This window comes from Collinsella sp. OM07-12 (assembly GCF_003438275.1).
GTDB lineage: Bacteria > Actinomycetota > Coriobacteriia > Coriobacteriales > Coriobacteriaceae > Collinsella.
In genome coordinates this window covers 72,218-92,365 of record NZ_QSTQ01000008.1, presented here as the reverse complement: position 1 = coordinate 92,365, position 20,148 = coordinate 72,218, and the positions used below count along the sequence as shown (strand labels likewise).

The 20,148-nt window shown below is 60.3% G+C and carries 21 protein-coding genes; 18 read left to right on the top strand and 3 right to left on the bottom strand.

Features of this window, described 5'->3' with window-relative positions; genetic code table 11:
* Positions 1-7: 7 nt before the first annotated feature.
* Positions 8-982 (bottom strand): zinc-ribbon domain-containing protein, encoded by a 975-nt coding sequence (locus DXB98_RS04395; protein WP_117743282.1) that lies wholly within the window; start codon positions 980-982, stop codon positions 8-10.
* A gap of 213 nt (positions 983-1,195) precedes the next feature.
* Here DXB98_RS04395 and tmk point away from each other — a divergent pair, with 213 nt between their 5' ends.
* The 13 genes from tmk to DXB98_RS04330 all read left to right on the top strand — a co-directional run bounded on the left by tmk (position 1,196) and on the right by DXB98_RS04330 (position 15,061).
* Positions 1,196-1,879, top strand: coding sequence for a dTMP kinase (gene tmk, locus DXB98_RS04390; protein ID WP_117743281.1), 684 nt, complete (start codon positions 1,196-1,198; stop codon positions 1,877-1,879).
* A gap of 1 nt (position 1,880) precedes the next feature.
* Positions 1,881-3,008 carry an ATP-binding protein gene (locus DXB98_RS04385; RefSeq protein ID WP_117743280.1) on the top strand — a complete coding sequence of 376 codons (1,128 nt, stop codon included), beginning with the start codon at positions 1,881-1,883 and terminating at the stop codon, positions 3,006-3,008.
* Complete coding sequence (gene ricT, locus DXB98_RS04380) at positions 2,999-4,699, top strand: regulatory iron-sulfur-containing complex subunit RicT (protein WP_117743279.1); 1,701 nt, start codon at positions 2,999-3,001, stop codon at positions 4,697-4,699. The genes DXB98_RS04385 and ricT overlap by 10 nt, the downstream gene beginning before the upstream one ends.
* A 102-nt stretch (positions 4,700-4,801) precedes the next feature.
* Positions 4,802-5,608 carry a ComF family protein gene (locus tag DXB98_RS04375; RefSeq protein ID WP_233505088.1) on the top strand — a complete coding sequence of 269 codons (807 nt, stop codon included), beginning with the start codon at positions 4,802-4,804 and terminating at the stop codon, positions 5,606-5,608.
* A 10-nt stretch (positions 5,609-5,618) separates the two neighbouring features.
* Entirely contained in the window at positions 5,619-6,728 is a 1,110-nt protein-coding gene (locus tag DXB98_RS04370) for a hypothetical protein (RefSeq protein WP_117743278.1), read from the top strand.
* A 732-nt stretch (positions 6,729-7,460) separates the two neighbouring features.
* Complete coding sequence (locus tag DXB98_RS04365; RefSeq protein WP_233505089.1) at positions 7,461-8,486, top strand: ABC transporter substrate-binding protein; 1,026 nt, start codon at positions 7,461-7,463, stop codon at positions 8,484-8,486.
* Positions 8,487-8,803: 317 nt separating this feature from the next.
* A complete protein-coding gene (hpf, locus tag DXB98_RS04360) occupies positions 8,804-9,388 on the top strand; it encodes a ribosome hibernation-promoting factor, HPF/YfiA family (protein WP_035137685.1) in 585 nt (194 codons plus the stop codon).
* An 80-nt stretch (positions 9,389-9,468) separates the two neighbouring features.
* Positions 9,469-10,422, top strand: coding sequence for a DegV family protein (locus DXB98_RS04355; protein ID WP_117743276.1), 954 nt, complete (start codon positions 9,469-9,471; stop codon positions 10,420-10,422).
* Positions 10,423-10,520: 98 nt separating this feature from the next.
* Positions 10,521-11,600, top strand: a complete 1,080-nt coding sequence (locus DXB98_RS04350; protein WP_117743275.1) for an NAD(P)-dependent oxidoreductase — start codon at positions 10,521-10,523, stop codon at positions 11,598-11,600.
* A gap of 5 nt (positions 11,601-11,605) precedes the next feature.
* Complete coding sequence (locus tag DXB98_RS04345) at positions 11,606-12,034, top strand: hypothetical protein (protein WP_055310425.1); 429 nt, start codon at positions 11,606-11,608, stop codon at positions 12,032-12,034.
* A 15-nt stretch (positions 12,035-12,049) separates the two neighbouring features.
* The gene (locus DXB98_RS04340; protein ID WP_117743274.1) at positions 12,050-12,748 is read left to right on the top strand and encodes a hypothetical protein; all 699 of its coding nucleotides are present in this window, start codon (positions 12,050-12,052) and stop codon (positions 12,746-12,748) included.
* 6 nt (positions 12,749-12,754) lie between these two features.
* Positions 12,755-13,840 (top strand): isocitrate/isopropylmalate dehydrogenase family protein, encoded by a 1,086-nt coding sequence (locus DXB98_RS04335; RefSeq protein ID WP_117743273.1) that lies wholly within the window; start codon positions 12,755-12,757, stop codon positions 13,838-13,840.
* Between the two features lie 126 nt (positions 13,841-13,966).
* Positions 13,967-15,061: a hypothetical protein gene (locus tag DXB98_RS04330; RefSeq protein WP_117743272.1), complete on the top strand. Its 1,095-nt coding sequence runs from the start codon at positions 13,967-13,969 to the stop codon at positions 15,059-15,061.
* A 111-nt stretch (positions 15,062-15,172) separates the two neighbouring features.
* Here DXB98_RS04330 and DXB98_RS04325 read toward each other — a convergent pair whose 3' ends face one another.
* Together DXB98_RS04325 and DXB98_RS04320 are read right to left on the bottom strand one after the other, a co-directional pair.
* Positions 15,173-15,409: a helix-turn-helix transcriptional regulator gene (locus tag DXB98_RS04325; protein ID WP_117564746.1), complete on the bottom strand. Its 237-nt coding sequence runs from the start codon at positions 15,407-15,409 to the stop codon at positions 15,173-15,175.
* A 9-nt stretch (positions 15,410-15,418) separates the two neighbouring features.
* The gene (locus DXB98_RS04320; RefSeq protein WP_117735499.1) at positions 15,419-16,057 is read right to left on the bottom strand and encodes a DUF2975 domain-containing protein; all 639 of its coding nucleotides are present in this window, start codon (positions 16,055-16,057) and stop codon (positions 15,419-15,421) included.
* 704 nt (positions 16,058-16,761) lie between these two features.
* Between DXB98_RS04320 and DXB98_RS04315 the strand changes: the two genes are divergently transcribed.
* From DXB98_RS04315 to DXB98_RS04295, 5 genes are all read left to right on the top strand, one after another.
* Entirely contained in the window at positions 16,762-17,205 is a 444-nt protein-coding gene (locus tag DXB98_RS04315) for a PTS fructose transporter subunit IIA (RefSeq protein ID WP_117743271.1), read from the top strand.
* Positions 17,205-17,486, top strand: a complete 282-nt coding sequence (yajC, locus tag DXB98_RS04310) for a preprotein translocase subunit YajC (protein WP_117735497.1) — start codon at positions 17,205-17,207, stop codon at positions 17,484-17,486. Before DXB98_RS04315 ends, yajC begins: the two co-directional genes overlap by 1 nt.
* A 36-nt stretch (positions 17,487-17,522) precedes the next feature.
* Positions 17,523-18,005 carry a PTS N-acetylgalactosamine transporter subunit IIB gene (agaV, locus tag DXB98_RS04305; protein WP_089572404.1) on the top strand — a complete coding sequence of 161 codons (483 nt, stop codon included), beginning with the start codon at positions 17,523-17,525 and terminating at the stop codon, positions 18,003-18,005.
* A gap of 90 nt (positions 18,006-18,095) precedes the next feature.
* Positions 18,096-18,896 (top strand): PTS sugar transporter subunit IIC, encoded by an 801-nt coding sequence (locus DXB98_RS04300; RefSeq protein WP_022094610.1) that lies wholly within the window; start codon positions 18,096-18,098, stop codon positions 18,894-18,896.
* Entirely contained in the window at positions 18,886-19,968 is a 1,083-nt protein-coding gene (locus DXB98_RS04295; protein WP_055251210.1) for a PTS system mannose/fructose/sorbose family transporter subunit IID, read from the top strand. The genes DXB98_RS04300 and DXB98_RS04295 overlap by 11 nt, the downstream gene beginning before the upstream one ends.
* The last annotated feature ends 180 nt before the right edge of the window (positions 19,969-20,148 follow it).

Sequence of the window (20,148 nt, the reverse complement as noted above, 5' to 3'; positions counted from 1 at the left end):
CAAAGCGCTAGTTCACTTCGACGGGTTTGGCGCCGGGATAGCGCTCCTCAAAGTCTAGGCGGTACTTATTGTCATTGGTGCCCGCCACGTTGTCGTGTGACAGCGGCGCCACAATCTCATTCTTATGGTCCGCAGGCTTGGCGTATTTCAGGCTGATCTCCCAGGCATCACAGATTGCGTCGATGCGGTGATCCAGGTCGTCGTACAGGGCAACGATGTCCTTCCAGGAGCTGTAGTTCCTGGAGCTCGTCGGGACGTCCAGATCCTCGACGATGTCGTAATACTGCTCGATGGTGTCCTCCGTGCGCTCGGCGACGTCGGCGAGATTTTGGCGGGCGGTGCGATCTTCTTCCAGATAGCTACCATTGAAGGCCTGCGCGCAGGCGCGGACCTGGCTGTCGAGGTCTTCGAGCAGGTCGTAGTATTCGCTCAGTCGGCGGTAGAGGTTCTGCTCGGAGAGCGTTGCTTCGCCGCCATCCTCGTCATCATCGTCGTACAGGCTGTTGGGATCGCCGAGGGGCTTTAGGTCACCGTCGTCGACGTCATGGTGCAGCTTAGCTACCTCGGCAGTCGTCTGCGTGGCGGCGTTGTCGAACGGTCTGATTGCAAAGAAGATGACCAGAGCGATGATGATCGCCACCAGCACAACGATAACGGCGATAAGCGGCCCGGTGCCGCTCTTTTTGGGAGCGGGGGTCTGTGGCGAAGCGGGCGCGTATGAGGGAGTCGGCTGCTGTTGGGGCGAGCCGCTCGCGACGGGTATGCGCTGCGTGGTCTCGACGGCCGCGGGGCTTGCGGCGGGGTCGGGGCGATAGGCGAGGGGGTCGTCTGCCTTGGCTTGCGGCATATCAAGGGAGCCGGTCTGCTCAAAAGCGGGCTGGCCATTGCTCGCGGCTGTTTGCTCAACGGGTGCACCGCACGAGGTGCAGAACTTGGCATTATCTGCAAGAAGCTTGCCGCACGAGGCGCAGTACCGAGACATTGCCACTCCTTTCGCCACATTTCAATGCAATACGACGATTATACCCATCGTCCAAAATTCCCCATCATGACAGTTGGGGACGTTCCTTTTCGGCCGGCAGTTTGGGAACGCCCCTAACTGCCGCCTGGTGGTTGGGGCGCGCCTGCCCCTGGGGTATCATGGCTTGGTTGCTATAACTTGCATTTTCGCGCCTTGTAGGAAGGGGCTGCGCCCATGGCTTTTGAGCCCGCTCAACATAGCTTTATCACGCTCGAGGGCGTCGACGGCGCCGGCAAGTCCACGCAGGCGCGCCTGCTTGCCCGTGCGCTCGATCTTGCCGGCTACCAGGTGGTGAGTCTGCGCGAGCCGGGCGGTACCGCCATCAGCGAAAAGATTCGCGCCCTGCTGCTCGACCCCGTCAACACGGCGATGGGCGATACCTGCGAGCTGTTGCTCTACGAGGCTGCGCGTGCCCAGCTGGTGCACGAGGTCATAGCCCCCGCTCTCGCGGCCGGTAAAGTGGTCCTGTGCGACCGCTTCTACGATTCCACGACCTGCTACCAAGCGTTTGCCGACGGCCTCGATCGCCAGATGGTACGCGATGCCAATAACCTCGCCGTCGCGGGAACGCATCCGGCGCTCACGCTCGTCTACCACATCACACCCGAGCAGGCGGCGCTGCGTATGGCCGCCCGTGGCGCGGCAGATCGCATGGAGGCAAAGGGCATGGCGTTCCAAGAGCGCGTTTACCAGGGATTTTGCAGCATTGCCGCCGAGGAACCCGCCCGCGTAAAGCTCATCGACGCCACCGCGCCCATCGAGGAAGTCTTTGCGAAGACGGTCGAGCAGGTCCGCGCGCACGGTCTCGATATCTCCCAAGACGCCGTTGCCGCCGCGCTTGCCCAGGAGGCCGAGTAACATGGCCCCCGCTCAGACAAGCCTGTTGGCCAAGCTCGACACCCAAGAGCGCGTGCGCGACTTTTTGACCAATGCCGTCGCCGGCGGCCGCGCATCGCACGCTTACCTGTTTTTGGGTGCTCCCGGCGCCGGCAAGCTCGACGCTGCATGGGCGCTCGCCCAGGCCTTCCTGTGCGAGCAGGATGGCTGCGGCGCATGCGACAGCTGCGTGCGCGTTGCTCGGCATACGCATCCCGACGTGCACTATTACACGCCCGAGAGTGCCACGGGCTACCTCATTGCCCAGACCCGCGAGTTGCTCGATGACGTGCCGCTGGCGCCCATCCGCGCCAAGGCCAAGGTCTACATCATCGACCGCGCCGAGCAGCTGCGCGCCAACACCGCCAACGCGCTGCTCAAAACGCTCGAGGAGCCGCCCGAGGGCGTTATGTTCATTTTGCTGGGCACCTCGGCAGACGTGATGCTGCCCACCATCGTGAGCCGCTGTCAGTGCGTGCCGTTTCGGCTGGTGTCGCCCGCCGTGGCCGCGCAGGCCGTGAGCCGCGCCACCGGCCAGGACCTCGCGCGTTGTCGCATGGCGGTCGCCGTGGCGGGGAGCCCCACGCGCGGCATCGAGTTCCTTAAGAGCGCCGAGCGCCAGGACGCTCGCCGCCAGATGGTTCGCGCCATCGACTCGCTCATCGCCGCCGACGAGGCTGATGTGCTCAGCCTCGCCAAGTCGCTCATCGTCGCCGTTAAGGCGCCGCTCGCCGAGGTCAAGTCCACGCAGGAAAAGGTGCTCGAGCAAAATGCCGATTACCTGTCGCGTGGAGCATTGAAGCAGCTTGAGGACCGCAACAAGCGCGAACTCAACGCGCGCGAGCGTTCGGGTATCATGGAAGCGCTGGCGAGCGCGCGGACGCTCATGCGCGACGTGCTGCTGACGCTTCAGGACGAGGCGGCCGACGTGGTGAACGAAGACGTGCGCGACACGATCGGTCGGCTTGCCGCCGCGACCAATGTTGCGGGTGCCACGCGGGCGCTCGAGGCAGTCGCAACCGCCGAGCGCAACATCGCCAGAAACGTTACTCCCCAGCTGGCCATCGAGGTCATGCTGTTCGATATCAGGAAGGCACTGAAATGCCGTTAGTCGTACCCGTTAAGTTTACCTACGCCTCGCGCGACCTGTGGTTCGATCCGCAGGACCTGGATATCCTCGAGGCCGATTACGCCATTTGCTCCACCGAGCGCGGAACCGAGATCGGCCTGGTCACGGCCGATCCCTTCGAGGTGCCGCAAGATGAGATCGGCCAGCCGCTCAAGCCCGTGCTGCGCGTGGCGAGCGACATCGACCTGCAGCTTGCCGATGACCTGGCCATCCAAGGCGACGAGGCCATGGTCGATTTCCGCCGTCTGGTCAAGGAACTCGACCTCGAGATGAAGCCGGTCGGCGTCGAGTACCTGTTTGGCGGCGAGAAGGCCGTGTTCTACTTTGCGGCCGAGGAGCGCGTCGATTTTCGCCAGCTCGTCAAGGACCTGTCCTCGACGCTGCACATTCGCGTCGACATGCGCCAAATCGGCGTGCGCGACGAGACCCGCCTGGTGGGCGGCTATGCCCAGTGCGGACAGGAACTCTGCTGCACGCGTTTTGGCGGACAGTTTGAGCCCGTCTCGATTCGCATGGCAAAAGAGCAGGACCTGCCGCTCAACTCGTCCAAGATCAGCGGTGTTTGCGGCCGCCTGATGTGCTGCCTGCGCTATGAGTTCGAGGCGTACAAGGACTTTAAGAGCCGCGCGCCCAAAAAGAAGACGCTTATCGACACGCCGCTCGGCAAGGCGCGCATCCAGGAATATGACACGCCGCGCGAGCAGCTTGTGCTGCGTCTGGAGAACGGCAAGGTCTTCAAGGTCAATCTGGCCGACATGACGTGCTCGGAGGGCTGCAAAAAGAAGGCCGCCGAGCAGGGCTGCAACTGTCGCCCCGACTGCGTGACGCGCGACGTGCTCGAGCGCATCGAGTCGCCTGAGATGCGCCTGGCGCTCATGGAGCTCGACCGTGAGAACGGCGTCGACGTGGGTGATGGTCTGTCGAGTGCCGACCGTCTGGCCGGTACGTCGATGCCCAAGCGCCGTCGTCGCGATGCTGAATCCGATGCTCGCGCCGGTCAAGGCCAGGGCGAGGGTCGTGGCCGCGGAAAGGGCCGCGGCAAGGCCGAGGTGCCCGAAGTCGAGGAGGCCGCCGGTGGCCGTCGTCGTCGCAAGCGCGCGGGCTCGGGCGATGTTACCGAGGCCGTGGCCGCGGGCAAGAACGCCTCTCGCGAGCGCGAGGCTCAGCAGCCCCAGCAGCAGAATCGCGGCGGTGGCATGAACCCCACACGTCGTCGTCGCCGCCATTTGTCGAGTGAGGAGCGCGAGGACGCCTTCCGCGCCGCAGCTGCTCGCGAGGCTGGTGCCGCCCCCAAGGGTGGTTCGGGTTCCGATACGCCTGCCGACAAGGGTGGCAAGCAACGCAACGATGACGAGCGCGCGCCGCGTCCGCGCCGCCGCCATTCCTCGGGCGCGCAACAGAAGCCCTCAGTGCCCTCCGTGGCCGATCAGGTCTCGGATGGCGAGGTCAAGGTCACGCGCCGTCGTCCCGGAGATGGCGGGGGAGCGGCTGCCAAGGCTTCGCGTGGCGCCGCTCGCGACGAGCGCGAGCTGCGCGAGGATCGCGGTGGCGAGGGCTCGGCCGACCAGGGTCAAAAGCGCCGTCGCCGTCGCCGTTCCCGCAAGCCGCGCCAGGATGGTGGCGAGGGCTCGACCCCGTCTTCGTTTGCACCACAACCGCCCGCCGGCGAATAACGCCTGCGAGCGGATTTAGCCCGCCTTGACCCGAGCGCATCGGGGTATCATAGCGCTGAATCAACAACCCTCCCTGCGACCGAATGTAGGGAGGGTTGTGTCTTGAAGAGCCATCTGAACATATTGAGCCGTCTGCAGGGAGCCGGCGCTCTACCGTTTGCGGACGAATTGCGACCGTTTGCCGAGCGGGCGGCACGCGAGGCGCTTGAGGCATTGTCGCCAACACGATGTGCCGGCTGCGAGCGCGCCGGTACGCTTATTTGCCAAGACTGCCTGGCTGCGCTCACGCTTATCGACCCATGTCATAGCTGCACCCGATGCGGCGCCCCGTTTGGAGATTTGCTGTGCACTGAGTGTTCGGTCGAGGGCACGTCCTCGGCAATGTCGGAGGCGCTCGACCGCTGCCTGGCGTGCGCCGTCTATGCGCATCCGCTGCCGCGCATCATTAAAGCTTACAAGGACGCGGGCGAGCGACGTCTGGCTCCGTATCTGGCGGAGTTGCTCTACGACACCGCCCTGCATGCCCAGGTCGTAGCGCCCGAACGCTTAGGAGGCGTGCTGTCCGGTGCGGATGCGGTGGTGTTTGTGCCTGCGACGGCGGCAGCGTTTCGGCGGCGCGGTTTCGATCATATGGAGGCCATTGCGCGCCCATTTTGCGAGCTGTCGGGTGTCCCTCTGCTCGATGCCCTCGTCAAGTACGGCCATGGCGACCAGCGCGAACTCGGTCGTGAGGAGCGCCGCGAGCGTGCCCAAGGCATGTACGAGACGGTTGAGGACGTGTACGGCCGCCGCCTGCTGCTTATCGATGACGTTATCACTACGGGCGCGACGATGGCCGCGGCTTCGGCGGAACTCAAGCGCGCCGGCGCTGCGGCAGTCGATGGCCTTGCTATCGCACGTGTTTGGTAGGGGTGGTTTTGTGGCAGTAAAGATTGAGCGGCGCAACGAGCCGACAGGCGAACAGCTAGCGGCTTCCGTAATCCTAACAGGCGCCTCGGCGCTGCGCATGATGCGCGCCGAGCGCCGGCAGATGGGCTATATCAGCTGGAAGGACCTTGATCCCGATGAGGAGCGCCGCGTACTAAACGCTTCGTCGCCTTCGGCTGAGGACATCTATCTTCCTGACTTGGTGCGGATTGGGGCCGCAAGCGGTGAGGTGCAAGAGGATTTGTGCTTGCTGATAGGGTCTGCAGCGCAGCGCCGCCGCATGCCCGGCGTGGGCTGGTCCGTGTGTTCCGGGTTGCCTGCCGGCTCGATTCTAGAGGTGGAACCGGGGGTGTACAGCCTATCTCCCGAGGCCCTTTGTGTTGCCGTTGCACGCGAGGTTGGCTGCATCCAGGCGTTTGCCCTGACCCAGGAACTGTGCTCTAAGATTTCACTGAGCGACCGCGGGAAGTATCTGCCTCCCTACACCTCGCCCGTTGCGAACAAACTTGCAAAGGACAAGGACCAACCGACAGACGTGGGCTACTTTGAAGTCGAGCCAGTGCTGACGCCCGATCGCTTGGCAGATTACCTCGCGGTATGCAAGGGAAACGCGGCCAAACAATTGCAGCGTCTGTGTCCCTACTTGTCAGAAAACCTGCGCTCGCCCATGGAGTGCATCATGCTCGCCCTATTTTCGCTTCCGTTTTCCTATGGAGGATTTGCTTGCGGTCCCTTTAAGACCGACTACAAGATCGAGTTCGATGATCGCGCGCAGGCAATCTCGGGGATGCCCCATGCAGTTTGCGATGCATATCAGGAGGCAGCCTGGTTTGACCTGGAATACAACGGTGAGCTGGGCCATTCCTCCCGGAGGGGACGTACCCATGATGAAAAACGCAACACGGGCTTGATTACTATGGGAATCGAGGTCGCAACGGTCAACAACGAAATGCTTTGCGACATGGAAGCGATGGAAGCGCTCGCGTGGCGCATCCACCAGCGTATGCGAAAGCGGTACCGGAATCGTGTCGATGCCCGCAGAAAGAAGCAAGAGGCGTTGCTTAACACGCTGCGGGTGTGTTTTGGGCTTAAGCCGGTCTAATTCGCGTCGAAAATAGGGGGTTAATCATATGCCCTGGCCAAAATATGGCAAATATGAGTACTGTCACTAAATCAGTAACAGCAAAATCAAAGAATTTAGGACTCGGAGGCGGCGTAAAGTAAGAAGATAATAAACAAATGTAGAATAACTAAGCATCAGGTTGGCGACACTGAGCGCGAAATCTGTCCGAAAGGCCAAAACTGCCTGTTACTAAATTGGTGACAGTACTCATATTTGCCATTTTTTGGTCACGGCACCCTAAGAAGGGTGCCCCGGAGCTCCCCACAGGGGAGCTTCGGGCTTCATAGGGGCACGAATAGCCCACTCCGACCTGCGAAATCTGTACTCGCGATGCGAATGACGCCCCTAACCTTAAACTTTAGCTTGAACTTAGCTATAATGCGCTTCGTTCCTACCAGGCTGTGGTTGCGGACGGACGAAATGCCCGTCCTAGTCCAAGACAGACGCGGTCAAAGGGATCCACGTAAGCGACCGCGTGCGCGCGGCGCGATCATGGCGCGTCCTAGATGTAAGCCGCACCGTCCGTTCTACTTTCTTTGGGGCAATACCGCCTCGCGGGCGAGCGGGTCAGTCGTGAAGGTGGCTGCGGCCTCCCGAGCAAACACCCCGGTGCGCAAGTGTGGGGTCAAATACCAGGTCAGCTGGTGGGAACAACCTGATATTCCGCGCAACGCACGGATCGTATACGACACAGAAGGCAGGGTAGTGGACATGGTGAGGGGCAGCTTGATGCACGCGGCTCGGTTAGGTGCTGGGACTGCAGCGGTCATCGCCGTTTTGGGCCTGAGCGGATGCGCGTTCAACCCGCTGTCTACGTTCACGACTCCCACGATCGACCAGATCGAGTACGAGACCGTCACGCCGGCGGTGTCGGATGATGCCCTGGTCACTCCCGGAACCCTGACGGTCGCCCTCGATACTTCCGATGCGCCACAGGCAATGCAGGGCGCCGACGGCGAGCTCACGGGGTTTGCAGTCGACGCTGCCCGCGCCCTCGCAAGCCGCATGGGCCTTAAGGTCGCCTTTGTCGATGCGTCCTCGGCAGGTTCCGCGCTTGGCGACAAAAAGGCCGATATCTTTATCGGCGAGATCAACTCCACGGACGGGGACATTAGCTCGCTCGGCACCTGCCTGTACGATGCCGCTTCTGTGTTCGGTAAAACTAGCGATGGTGGGTCGCTCAGCGTTTCCACCGATACCCTTAACACGTCCACCCTGGGCGTTCAGATGTCCTCGGCCTCGCAGGAGGCGCTTGCTAAGCAGAGCATCACCGCCAACCAAAAGACCTATTCCAACATCAACGAGTGCTTTGAGGCGCTCGAGTCCGGCGAGGTCGACTATGTGATCTGCGACTCTACGGCCGGCGGCTACCTTGCACGCCTGATGAGCGAGGTCTCCTATGTCGGTTCGCTCGAGGCGCCCTCGACGCTTAGTGTTGCGGGCCTCTCGTCCAATGACGAACTGTGCCGTGCCGTGAGCGATGCCCTCGACGGTATTACGGCCGACGGCACGCTCGAGGCGGTCCACTGCGTCTGGTACGGCACGATGCCCTACGACCTCACCACTAAGACGGTTTCGGGCGCTAACGTGCAGCCGGGCGATTCTGAGTCCAGTGAGACCATGTCCTCCGGCAGCGAGTCCTCCGATTCCAACAATGAGACCGCATCCTCCGAGGACAAATCGTCCAGCCAGGAAGGCGCCATCACCGACGACGACATTAACAAACTCAATAGCTAGTTATTGCTAGGGGTGGCGTCTCCTATACGTTGGAAAGGACACCTCTTCACGGTTTCAACACGCACCGCCGGGCTTCCCCAATAGGGGAGCCCGGCTTTTTTGTTTCCGTAAAACCAGCAGGTCAAGGGCAATTTCCAGGAGAAAAACCAACTCAGCCGACGCTTTCCTATAGCGCACTTTGCCACGGAAAAGTGCGAGACTTCGGTATGCGGTATCAAGCAATCGTTATTCGGGTCTTTGGGAATTCGGGTGATTAAATGCACGGCAGTGGGTACATAGCCAGTACAGTAAGTCCCCGAGGCAGATTGGAGCCACGTATGGATATCAAGGTTTCTGGACGCAAGACGACGGTAACCGATGCTCTGCGTGCGCATGTGGATGAGAAGATCGGCGAGGCGCTCAAGGTTTTCGATATCGAGCCCATGACGGTCGACGTTGTGCTTCGCTATGAGAAGAACCCCTCGAACCCCAACCCGGCAATCGTCGAGGTTACGGTTCGTGCCCGCGGTTCGGTGATTCGCGTTGCCGAGCATGGCGCAGATATGTACGCCGCCATCGACCTCTCCGCCGATAAGGTCACCCGCCAGCTGCGCAAGTTTAAGACCAAGGTCGTGGACAACCGCCAGGGCGGTGCCAGCGCAGCGGATGTCGCACCGGTCGAGCGCGTCGAGGATCTGGCCGACCTGCTGCTGCCCGAGGAGGAGGACGATCTGCTCGTCCGCGAGAAGGTCATCGATGTCACCCCGATGACTGAGGAGCAGGCGCTGGTGCAGACCGATCTGCTCGGCCACGACTTCTACGTGTTCGAGAACGCGACAACTGGCCTCATCAATGTGGTGTATCACCGTAAGAATGGTGGATATGGCATCATCAAGCCCCGCATCGAAACACTTGACGAGTAAAATACGTTAACTTGCATGAGTTAACGGCCGGCGGTCATCCCATGCGGATGGCCGCCTTTTTTACGTAAGGAGTCGCTTTGATGGACAAGGCTGCATCTACCGGCCATTCTGACCGCTGCCGCATCGTCGTCGATACCTGCTGCGACTTTAGCCCCGAGGTCGCTGCGAACCTCGATGTCGATATCTTGGGCTTCCCCTTTATCATCGATGGCGAGGAGCGCACGGACGATATCTGGTCGAGCATGAGCCCCAAGGAGTTCTACGACCGCATGCGCGCCGGCGCTCGCGTGTCTACCTCCGCCGTGTCACTCGGTCGCTATATCGAGTTCTTTACCGAGTGCGCCAAAGAGGGTACGCCCACGGTCTACCTGTGCTTTACCTCGGCGCTGTCGTCGAGCTACAACTCCGCGTGCCAGGCGGCAGATGCCGTGCGCGCCGAGTATCCCGATTTTGAGCTCTACGTGGTCGACAACGCCCTGCCCTGCGCGACCGGCGAGCTCTTGGCACTCGAGGCCGTGCGCCAGCGTTCGGCGGGACTGACTGCCAAGCAGCTGGTCGACTGGGCAAACGAGGCCAAGACCTATGTCCACGGCTACTTTACGCTCGAGAGCTTCGATGCGCTGGCTGCCGGCGGCCGCATTCCGCCCGCAGCGGCACAGCTCACGGCAAAGCTCGACGTCAAGCCCGAGCTCTCCTACGACCTGGCCGGCTCACTGTCGCTGATCGGCGTCAACCGCGGTCGCAAGAAGGCGCTCAAGTCCATCCTCAAGTCGTTTCGCGAGAACTACGTGCCCGACCGCATCATGCCCATCGCCATTATGACGGCCGATGCCGAGAAGGACGGTGACTGGCTCGAGGCCGCCATCCGCAAGGAGGAGGGCTGCGCCGACGCCACGATCATCCGCAGCTCCGTGGGCCCCACCATCGGCTCGCACGTGGGACCCGGCATGGTGGCCTGCGCGTTTTGGGGTAAGAATCGTGCCGACAAGGCGTCGCTTTCCGACCGCATCGCCCGCCGTGTGCGCGGCCAGTAGGCAGGTTCCGCGGCCGTAATCGCCCTCAACTCACAGCCCAAACGCTGGCACCGAGTATTCAACCCGGTAATAACACCCAACCCAAAAGGAAAGGTTTCATGGCAAACAAGCTCTCTGTCGCATTTATTGGCACCGGAATTATGGGTGCCCCCATCGCCAGCCACATTCTGGACGCCGGCTATCCCGTCACGGTCAACAACCGCACCAAGTCCAAGGCCGCGGCGCTTATCGAGCGCGGCGCTGTCTGGGCCGATACGCCGGCCGATGCCGTGGCGAACGCCGACGTCGTCTTTACCATGGTGGGTTATCCCTCCGAGGTCGAGGAGCTCTACCTGGCGGGCGACGGCCTGCTCGCGTGCACCAAGCCCGGCGCGGTCCTGATCGACCTCACCACGAGCTCGCCCGAGCTCGCGCGCGATATTGCCGAGGCCGCCCAGGTTTCCGGCCGCATGGCGTTTGACTGCCCCGTCACCGGCGGCGAGTCCGGTGCTATCGCCGGCACGCTCACGGCCATCGTGGGCGCCACCGAGAACGACATCGCCCCGGTCCGCGACATCCTTTCCGCCTTTGCGGCAACTATCTGCTGCTTCGATGGCGCCGGCAAGGGTCAGGCTGCCAAGCTCGCCAACCAGGTGTCGCTGGGCGCCTGCATGGTCGGCATGGCCGATGCGCTGGCGTTTGCCGAGCTGAGCGGCCTTGATCTTGAGAAGACCCGTCAGATGATCATGGGCGGCACCGGCAAGTCCGGCGCCATGGAGAGCCTGGCGCCCAAGGCGCTCGACGGCGACTACAAGCCCGGCTTTATGGTCGAGCACTTCATTAAGGACCTGCGTTTGGCGCTCGCCTATGCCGACGATCGCGAGCTTGCGCTGCCCGGCGCCGACGTGGCCTTTACGCTCTACGACATGCTCGACGCCATCGGCGGCGCCAAGCTGGGCACCCAGGCCATCACGGTACTCTACAAGGAGGAGGCCGACGCCATCGCCGCCGGACTGGACTGGTCGCAGTATCGTCCCGAGGAGCATGGTGCTCACGAGGAGGGCTGCGGTTGCGGCGAGCACGGCGACGACCACGAGTGCGGTTGTGGCCACCACCACGGCGAGGACCACGAGTGCTGTGGCGGCCACGGCCATGACGACGGCCACGAGTGCTGCTGCGGCCACCATCACGAGGAGTAGCGCCCATGAGCTGGACGTTCGTGGTGCTCGCGCTGGTGCTCTTTCTCTTTGCGATCTACATTGGCTTTTTGTGCGGCCAGTGGGCCTGCGAAAAGCGCGTCATCACCAAGCGCGACTACTGGATTGCCAACTTTGCAGGAGCGGCGGCAGTCGTCCTGCTGACCTGGGTGTTCTCGCTGTTCCCGCTGGTGCAGTTTGCGCCGATCGGCTGGCTCGGCGGTTTTATCGCCGGTCTTAAGATGAGCTTTGGCGAGTCCGTCGGTCCGTGGCGCAAGCACGACGAGGTCTTTAACGTCAACAAGGCCCATCGCGCCGCCGCCGACGCGGGTGACGCCGAGGAGCGCCGCCGTGCGCGTCGCAATGGCGCGGCCGACCGACAGCTCATCTCGGTCACCGATGACAGCAAGGGTGCTGGCAAGCACGCTAAGAAATAGTAAGAAGAGGTAACTATGGCAGAAAACAAAGACGAACAGCTCACCGACGAGGAGCTGGCACAGCTTCAGCTGGCAGAGGAGAACGAGAACGCCGTCGACCGACTGGTCCAGGAGCTCGGCTGCCCCACGCGCCGCATGCGCCAGTTTGCCGCCCGCGTGCTGCACCTGCTTGCCGAGCGCGATCCGCAGCGCGTCGTGCCCTGCGTGCCCGCGTTGATCGAGGCGCTCGACCGCCCCGAGGCTCAGACCCGCTGGGAGGCTCTCGATGCCCTGGCGGCGCTCGCCACCACCTGCCCCGAGCAGCTGGGCGATGCCTTTGAGGGTGCCGAGACCGCGCTGTTCGACGAGATTTCCTCCACGCTGCGCTATGCCGCCTTCCGCCTGCTGTGCGTATGGGGCGCCACGAGCGTCGAGCGTTCGCGCGAGGCTTGGCCCATCCTGGACGAGGCCATCCAGTGCTACCACGGCGACCTCGAGTATCGCGACATGCTCGGTTGCCTGTACGAGTTTAGCCAGGGCGAGATCGACGCCGAGGTCGCCGACAAGCTCGCACTGCGCCTTAAGTTCGATGCCGAGAACGGCAAGGGCAGTTATCTCAAGGCCCGTTCGAGCGAGATTTGCGAAATGCTTGTTAAACGTTTTGGCCTGGAACTCTCCAAAAAGAAGAAGCGTGCTAGCGTTAAGAAATCTGACGACGCCGAAGACGAGGAGTAACAGATTATGGCGCACGATGTAGTCCTGATTCCCGGTGACGGTATCGGTCCCGAGATTACGCAGGCCATGCGCCGCGTGGTCGAGGCCACCGGTGTCCAGATCAACTGGAACGTCCAGGAGGCCGGCGCCGGCGTCATGGACGAGTTCGGTACGCCGCTGCCCCAGCACGTCCTCGATGCGGTCGCCGAGACCAAAGTTGCCATCAAGGGCCCCATCACCACACCGGTCGGCACGGGCTTCCGCAGCGTTAACGTCGCCCTGCGCAAGCACTTCGACCTGTACGCCTGCGTGCGCCCCTGCCTGTCGCAGCCGGGCGACGGCTCGCGCTTCCGCGACGTCGATCTGGTCATCGTGCGCGAGAACACCGAGGACCTTTACGCCGGTATCGAGTTCGATGAGGGTGCTGCCGAGGTCGAGGAGCTCTCGCAGCTCGTCGAGCGCTCGGGTCAGAAGACCTTCGCCGCTGATTCCGCCATCTCGATCAAGCCCATCTCCATCGCCAAGAGCCGCCGCATTGTGGAATACGCCTTTGAGTACGCCCGCCGCTGCGGCCGCAAAAAGGTGACGGCCGTGCACAAGGCCAACATCATGAAGGCGACCGACGGCCTGTTCCTGCGCGTTGCGCGCGAGGTGGCCGCCAACTATCCCGACATCGAGTTCAACGACAAGATCGTCGACGCCACCTGCATGGGCCTGGTCCAGAACCCCAACGACTTTGATGTCCTGGTGCTGCCCAACCTGTACGGCGACATCGTGAGCGACCTGTGCGCCGGCCTGGTGGGCGGCCTGGGTATGGCTCCGGGCTCCAATATCGGTGCCGACTGCGCCATCTTTGAGGCAACGCACGGCTCCGCGCCCGATATCGCCGGCCAGGATATCGCTAACCCCACGGCAGAAATTCTCTCTGCTGCCATGATGCTTGATCACTTGGGCGAGAACGACGCCGCTAATCGCATTCGCGCCGCCGTTTCTGCCACGCTCGACGAGGGCGAGCAGGTTACCGGTGACGTGCGTCGTGCCCAGACCGGTTCCGTTGAGGGTGCCGTGGGTACGCAGGCCTTTGCCGATGCCGTTATCGCGCACCTGGTCTAAGGCATGCAGACTGCAAACGCCTAAATAGTACTTAAGTGTTTGCGTATAACCTAAGAATCAATACGCCCGGCGCTCCGTCGGGCGTATTCTATTGGGGACTATGTTTCCTAACAAGGAGTAACCGATATGGGTTTTATTCAAAAGAAGGACGAGAAGGACGAGATCGACGGCATCCAGATCATCGAGCGCGGCGAAGGCCCCAATGGTGACGAGGACGAGAAGATCGACCTGGTCGCCGGTACGTCTGCCGAGCACATTGCCGCCGGTACGACGGCCGAGGAGGAGGACGCCCGTCTGGAGGCTCAGATCGCCGCAGATGCCGCTGACGAGAATCTGATGCCCGAGGCCCAGGACAAGGATGACGATATTCTGGGTTCCGAGGAAGACGACCATGCATCCAAGCACAAGAAGACGATGATCGCCGCCTTCGTGGTTGCAGTCGTGATCGCTGCTGTGGTCGGCTTCTTTATTGGCAATGGCGGCTTTGGCGGCAAGGGCGTCGGTTCGTCGACCCTGACCGAGGACCAGCTCGATTCGACCGTGGCAAGCTATAGCTACAACGGCAAGAAGAGCGACATCACCGCGCGCGAGGCTATCGAGAGCCAGTACAGCCTCGACACCGTCAAGGACGGCGACGGCAACTACACGGCTCCTTCTGCCGACGTCATCCTGTCCTACGTGCGCAACAAGATTCTGCTCGATGCTGCCGAGGACGAGGGTATTACCGTCTCTTCTAAGGAGATGAAGAAGTACGCCGAGGATTCTATCGGCACTTCTGACTACGACACCATGGCCAAGCAGTATGGCGTCTCCAAGGACCAGGCCAAGCAGATCGTCCGCCAGTCCGCGACGCTGCAGAAGCTCTACAAGAAGAAGGTCGGCGACAGCTCCGCAAGCATGCCGACCGCCCCGACCGAGCCTGCTGACGGCAACGAGGAGACCGCGAGCAAGGACTACGCCGACTACATCATCAACCTTGCCGGCGACGAGTGGGATAGCTCAAAGGGCACTTGGAAGGACGCCGATGGCACCTACGCTAAGGCATTCGCCGACGATGCCTTTACTGCCGATAGCGCTACCTATAAACAGGCCATGACCGCCTATTACACCGCCTACCAGCAGTACTCCTCGCAGGCTTCGAGCGCCAGCTCCAAGTGGACCGAGTATGCTAACGGCCTCTACGCCAAGGCCAACATCAGCATCTACGGCCTGTTTGCGTAAGGGCTGCCCGAGCCACCGAGTGCGTAGCCAAAAAAACTGATAAGCCCGCTAGAACGGATGTCGTTCTAGCGGGCTTATTGCGTTTAGACACTGGTGGTTAGATTATGCCTATTAATCTTTAAGTCCAAAAAGGTTATCGGCTTCATCGTCAGGCATATATTCCAGTACATCGCCCGGTTGGCAGTCGAGTGCTCGGCATATCGCGTCAAGAGTTGAAAAGCGCACGGCAGAAACCTTGCCCGTCTTGATGCGCGACATATTGACCTGGGAGATGCCCACGCGTTCCGCAAGCTCTTTCGATGAGATCTTGCGTTCGGCGAGCATGCGGTCGAGCCGCAGAATAATCATGGATTCCCCCTAGAGCAACTCGTCATCTTGTTTTTGCAGGATACACCCGTACTGGAAGACGCTGGCAATCAGGCTAATAATCAGGCCTGTAAAGAGCATGGAGAGGTCGAGATGCTGGCCGCCAAGCGCATCCGTAAAGCTACCGCCAAATCCTGAGAGTATCAGCCCTGTGACTATGGCACCAAAAAGTTTCACGGCGGCGCCGCCGATAAGGAACAAATGTCCTATTTGACGTAGTATGCGGATGCATTCGAGGTCAAAGGGCCTGCCCGCCTTTTCAATGGCGGAGAAAAACCTGTATGCGCTTAGCGCGATGGCAAGCGCGAGGCATGCCATCATGCCGCTCCCTATGGCAGTATGACCGTCGTGCGCGACAAGCATAAGAGGGGTCTGTTCGTTGGCGCCGACGAGAGCGAGAAATGGCCCTTCGCCAGCCGTAAGCTCTACGGATTGGAGACAGAACCCTTGGGAGAGGCTAGGCAATATGAGTAGAAGTTCGATTGCAATGACTGCGAGGAGTGCCAGAGCGAGCGCCACGATGGTGCAGATTGTGCCCCATTTGCAGTAGCGAGTGAGCTTCCTCAGTTTGGCTATTGCCTGTTCACGGTCGATGGCTTCATTCGATTTGGATACGTTCCAGCGGACCATAGCTCCTCCAACCAATGTCTTGGATGATACTTGTATCTTATATCATACTTAATGATAAACGATAAACAATTACAGATTAGAGTAAGTAATGTTTGTGAGACGAATAGTGAGAGCTATGGCATATTCAGGGAATGGGAGTTTGGAATGCGGGGGGGGGTGGACAAAGAACGATATTTCCTGCAATAGCGCAAATGCTTCATCGGGTCTCCCTAATTCATATGGGAAAACGGCTGCAAACGATTGCAAATAACCGGTGAACGGTCAAAAACTACCGTTCACCGATAATTTCTAAACTGGTTCTAACTGGTATTAAGTCAAAAAGACCAATTCACAAATCTTCACAATGACCTGCATTTTTCCTACACGCTATATTTAGCCGCCCTACGTTGTTTAGACACAGAAAAAGATCCGATCTTTTGCCAACGCATTTCGAAACGGTTTCAAAACCGCAGGTAGAAGTGTTAACGAGCGGTAAACGGTCGATTTATCACCGTGAACGGTGCAAAAACGTTTTACTGTATGAATCAACGAAAGCGACCTCTTCTGTGGTGATATAGTGACAACAACACGTCACGTGGTTACTACCAGTTGAGAGACCACTGGTCTTCAAAGAACGCTTTCTAAGAAGCTTTAAGGGCGAGCGCCCGCTGGCTTCCGAACATCATCGGACTCAGATCGTACACACCTTCGGAAGGGAAATTTGAATGGTTGGCTTTATTCTTACCGGTCATGGACAGTTCGCACCCGGCCTTGCAAGTGCTATCGCTATGGTTGCCGGCGACCAGCCCGCTTTTACCGTCGTTCCTTTTGAGGGCGACCAGGCTGCTTCCTACGGTGAGGATCTCCGCGCCGCTATTACCGCCATGCGCGAGGAGTGCGATGGCGTGCTCGTCTTTACCGACCTGCTCGGTGGTACTCCGTTCAATCAGTCGATGATGATTGCCCAGGATGTCGACAACGTCGAGGTTCTGACTGGCACCAACCTTCCCATGGTTATTGAGCTTCTGTTCCTCCGCGGTAACGCCACGCTCGCCGAGCTTGGCGAGCAGGCCGTGACTGTTGGCCAGACGGGCATCACCGCCCAGACGGTCGCATCCGTTGCCGGCTCCGATGAAGAGGATATCTTCGGCGACGAGGACGGCATCTAATGGCCGATTTCGGAGCCAGTGTTCTGAGTTCCTCGGTAGCTCTTTTGGGCCTGCTTGCCATCATGGGTGTGATTTACACCATCTGGTCGCAAATCAACATGAAGAAGAAGCAGAAGTACTTCAAGGAGCTGCACACCGAGCTCAAGCCGGGTCAGGAGGTTCTTTTCGCCGGCGGTATCTACGGAACCGTCAAGGGCATCGAAGGCGAAAAGGTCCAGATCAAAGTCCGATCCGGTGCCGTCGTAGATGTTTCGCGTTACGCGATTCAGGAGATCAAGTAACTGTCGTCAGCAAATAACGAAAGGAAGCTGATCAACATGGCAGAACCCAACATTCTTCTTACCCGCATCGATAACCGACTGGTCCATGGTCAGGTCGCTACCCAGTGGAACTCCACCCTGGGCTCCAACCTCATCCTCGTCGCCAACGACGATGTGTCGACCAACACCATGCGCCAGAACCTCATGAAGATGGCCGCTCCCGCCGGCGTCGCTACGCGTTTCTTCTCCCTGCAGAAGACCATCGACGTCATTGGCAAGGCGAGCCCGCGCCAGAAGATCTTCATCGTGGCCGAAACACCGGAAGACGTGCTTACGCTCGTCAAGGGCGGTGTGCCTATAAAGAAGGTAAACATCGGCAACATGCACATGTCGGAAGGAAAGCGCCAAGTCGCCACCTCCGTCGCAGTTAACGACGAGGATGTCGCTGCGTTTAAAGAGCTGCAGGAATTGGGGGTGGAGTTGGAGATCAGGCGCGTTCCGAGCACGCCTGTTGAGGACACGAGCAAGCTCTTCTCGTAATCCTCGTGATCCACGTTGTCAGGATTGAAACCCTGACGTTCTGTACGTGAAATCCAAAGTGCGTACATACATTTTGAAAGGAGGAGCAAGATGGAATACTCGATTATCCAGATCGCTCTGGTCTTCGTCGTCACGTTCATCGCGGCAATCGACCAGTTTGACTTCCTCGAGTCTCTCTATCAGCCCATCGTCACCGGCGCCGTCATCGGTCTTATCCTTGGCGACCTCAACACCGGTCTTCTCGTGGGTGGTACCTATCAGCTCATGACGATCGGCAACATGCCGATCGGAGGCGCTCAGCCGCCTAACGCCGTCATTGGCGGCATCATGGCAGCCATTCTCGCTATCGCTACGGGTCTCGAGCCCAACGCGGCAGTCGGCCTTGCCATTCCGTTCGCTCTGCTTGGTCAGCTCGGCGTTACCCTGGTCTTCACGCTTATGTCCCCGCTTATGTCCACGGCCGATAACATGGCTCATAACGCGGACACCAAGGGCATCGAGCGCCTGAACTACTTCGCCATGGCTCTGCTCGGCCTGATCTTCGCTGTCGTCGTCACCCTGTTCTTCATCGCTGGCGCTACCATTGGTCAGACCATCGCTTCCGCCATCCCGACTTGGCTGCAGACCGGTCTGTCCGCTGCAGGCGGCATGATGCGCTTCGTCGGCTTCGCCGTCCTGCTCAAGGTTATGATGAACCGCGATATGTGGGGCTTCTTCCTCATGGGCTTTGGCCTCGCGCTCATCACCGTTGCCAACGATTCGCTGGCAACCCCTGCTCTGCTCATCCTCGCTCTCATCGGCTTCGGCATCGCTTTCTGGGACTTCCAGCAGCAGACCGAGCTGAAGGGTGCAGCTGTTTCTGACGGAGGTGACTTCGAAGATGGCATCTAATGAGTATGTGATCCCGGAGCACTACGAGGATCTCACTCCTGCTCCGCAGCTCGACCAGAAGACCCTCAACAAGATGGCTTGGCGCTCCTGCTTCCTGCAGGCATCGTTCAACTACGAGCGCATGCAGGCCGCTGGCTGGCTTTACTCCATCATCCCCGGTCTGGAGAAGATCCACACCAACAAGAACGACCTCGCGGCTTCCATGAGCCACAACCTGGAGTTCTTCAACACCCACCCGTTCCTCGTCACCTTTGTTATGGGTATCGTGCTTTCGCTCGAGCAGAACAAGGTTGACATCCCCACGATCCGCGCCGTCCGCGTCGCCGCAATGGGCCCGCTCGGTGGTATCGGTGACGCCCTGTTCTGGCTGACGCTCGTGCCTATCACGGCCGGCATCACCTCCAACATGGCCATCAACGGCAACGCCGCTGCGCCGATCATCTTCCTGGTGATCTTCAACGTCGTCCAGTTCGCTCTGCGCTTCTGGCTCATGAACTGGTCCTACAAGCTTGGCACCAGCGCTATTGACGCTCTGACTGCCAACATGCAGGCCTTCACGCGTGCCGCTTCCATCATGGGCGTCTTCGTCGTCGGTTGCCTGGTCGTCACCATGGGTGGCACCCAGATCAACCTCCAGATCCCCAACGGCACCACCCGTGGCCTCTCCGCTACTACCGTGATCGTCTCCGAGAAGGAGGCCGAGAACTTCACCGGTATGGAGGGCATCGATACCGAGACCGCTGAGGCCGGTACCATCGCCATGACCGATAAGGACGGCAACGCCCTTACCGCTTCCGATGCCGACGGCAACGCTGTCGAGTGCGGCGTCACCGATCTGGGCAACGGCATGGAGTCCGTTACCTACGGCACCGTCACCGAGGATCCGGTCAACTTCTCCGTTGCCGACACCCTCAACACCATCGTCCCGAAGCTCGTCCCGCTTATGCTTACGCTGCTGCTTTACTACATGTTCGCTAAGCACAGCTGGACCCCGACCAAGGGCATTCTGCTGCTCTTCGTCCTGGGCATCCTGGGCGCTGGCCCGCTTGGTCTCTGGCCGAGCATCTGGTAAGGCTCTAGCTTGAGGGGTGTGTCCCTACGCGGCTCACACCCCGACCCCTTAAGCCATGTGTATGTTAAAAGCCGCGTGCTCGAAAGAGCGCGCGGCTTTTGTTTTCTTGATGATTCGGGTGTGGCAGACAGATAATGCTAAACACCCTAGGTAGTTAGCCGAGTTTGAGAAAATGGGAGG

Excerpts from the sequence above, each read along its gene's own strand:
- DXB98_RS04320 (WP_117735499.1), bottom strand. The coding sequence starts at position 16,057 with ATGGTCCGCTGGAACGTATCCAAATCGAATGAAGCCATCGACCGTGAA.
- agaV (WP_089572404.1), top strand. The coding sequence starts at position 17,523 with ATGGCAGAACCCAACATTCTTCTTACCCGCATCGATAACCGACTGGTC.
- DXB98_RS04355 (WP_117743276.1), top strand. The coding sequence starts at position 9,469 with ATGGACAAGGCTGCATCTACCGGCCATTCTGACCGCTGCCGCATCGTC.
- DXB98_RS04330 (WP_117743272.1), top strand. The coding sequence starts at position 13,967 with ATGGGTTTTATTCAAAAGAAGGACGAGAAGGACGAGATCGACGGCATC.
- DXB98_RS04385 (WP_117743280.1), top strand. The coding sequence starts at position 1,881 with ATGGCCCCCGCTCAGACAAGCCTGTTGGCCAAGCTCGACACCCAAGAG.
- DXB98_RS04340 (WP_117743274.1), top strand. The coding sequence starts at position 12,050 with ATGGCAGAAAACAAAGACGAACAGCTCACCGACGAGGAGCTGGCACAG.
- yajC (WP_117735497.1), top strand. The coding sequence starts at position 17,205 with ATGGCCGATTTCGGAGCCAGTGTTCTGAGTTCCTCGGTAGCTCTTTTG.
- DXB98_RS04315 (WP_117743271.1), top strand. The coding sequence starts at position 16,762 with ATGGTTGGCTTTATTCTTACCGGTCATGGACAGTTCGCACCCGGCCTT.
- DXB98_RS04365 (WP_233505089.1), top strand. The coding sequence starts at position 7,461 with ATGGTGAGGGGCAGCTTGATGCACGCGGCTCGGTTAGGTGCTGGGACT.
- DXB98_RS04300 (WP_022094610.1), top strand. The coding sequence starts at position 18,096 with ATGGAATACTCGATTATCCAGATCGCTCTGGTCTTCGTCGTCACGTTC.
- DXB98_RS04325 (WP_117564746.1), bottom strand. The coding sequence starts at position 15,409 with ATGATTATTCTGCGGCTCGACCGCATGCTCGCCGAACGCAAGATCTCA.
- DXB98_RS04345 (WP_055310425.1), top strand. The coding sequence starts at position 11,606 with ATGAGCTGGACGTTCGTGGTGCTCGCGCTGGTGCTCTTTCTCTTTGCG.
- DXB98_RS04350 (WP_117743275.1), top strand. The coding sequence starts at position 10,521 with ATGGCAAACAAGCTCTCTGTCGCATTTATTGGCACCGGAATTATGGGT.
- DXB98_RS04335 (WP_117743273.1), top strand. The coding sequence starts at position 12,755 with ATGGCGCACGATGTAGTCCTGATTCCCGGTGACGGTATCGGTCCCGAG.
- hpf (WP_035137685.1), top strand. The coding sequence starts at position 8,804 with ATGGATATCAAGGTTTCTGGACGCAAGACGACGGTAACCGATGCTCTG.
- DXB98_RS04395 (WP_117743282.1), bottom strand. The coding sequence starts at position 982 with ATGTCTCGGTACTGCGCCTCGTGCGGCAAGCTTCTTGCAGATAATGCC.
- tmk (WP_117743281.1), top strand. The coding sequence starts at position 1,196 with ATGGCTTTTGAGCCCGCTCAACATAGCTTTATCACGCTCGAGGGCGTC.
- DXB98_RS04295 (WP_055251210.1), top strand. The coding sequence starts at position 18,886 with ATGGCATCTAATGAGTATGTGATCCCGGAGCACTACGAGGATCTCACT.
- ricT (WP_117743279.1), top strand. The coding sequence starts at position 2,999 with ATGCCGTTAGTCGTACCCGTTAAGTTTACCTACGCCTCGCGCGACCTG.